Genomic DNA, 679 nt, shown 5'->3' with positions numbered 1-679 from the left:
CAACAATCAGACTATTGAAAAACTAAAACAAATGCGCCTGGGGGCTATGGCCCAGTTGCACCTGCAACACCTAAAGGACAACCGCATAGATAAGGTTACTGCTGATGAATATCTCGCTCTGCTGATCGATCACCAATGGGAAGACCGGCAGAACCGGAAGATAGAGCGGCTTTTAAAGCAGGCCGGCTTTAAACAACAGGCCAATCTGGCCGATGTGAATTACACCCAGAACCGAAACCTGGACAAGAATATGTTCACCCGCTTAGGTACCCTGGATTTTATCACCAGAAAGGAAAACATTATCCTTACCGGGGCTTCGGGGGTTGGTAAAAGTTATTTGGCCCAGGCTTTAGGACATCAGGGATGTATGATGGAATACAAAACCATTTACACCAACACCGCCCGTCTTTTTAAAAAATTAAAACTGAGTAAAGTGGATGGCACTTATCTTAAGGAACTGGGGAAACTGCTTAAAGCAGATTTACTGATCCTGGATGACTTTGGCCTGCAGAGTTTTGATAACCACGCCAGGGAAACCCTCATGGATATCATCGATGATCGGTACAACAAAGCTTCTACTATTATATCATCACAAATACCTGTATCGGCCTGGTATGATATTATTGGGGAAGGAACTATTGCAGACGCTATTCTGGACAGGATCGTGAACTCCTCGCAT

The 679-nt window shown here is 44.8% G+C and carries 1 protein-coding gene; it reads left to right on the top strand.

Features of this window, described 5'->3' with window-relative positions; genetic code table 11:
• Positions 1-679 (top strand): IS21-like element helper ATPase IstB (gene istB / locus RM545_RS17480; RefSeq protein WP_311496571.1); only part of this gene is annotated, 679 nt, incomplete at both ends.

This window comes from Autumnicola lenta (assembly GCF_031846515.1).
Classification (GTDB): domain Bacteria; phylum Bacteroidota; class Bacteroidia; order Flavobacteriales; family Flavobacteriaceae; genus Autumnicola; species Autumnicola lenta.
Note: the sequence above shows the minus strand (reverse complement) of the source record. Positions and strands in the feature narration are given on the sequence as shown.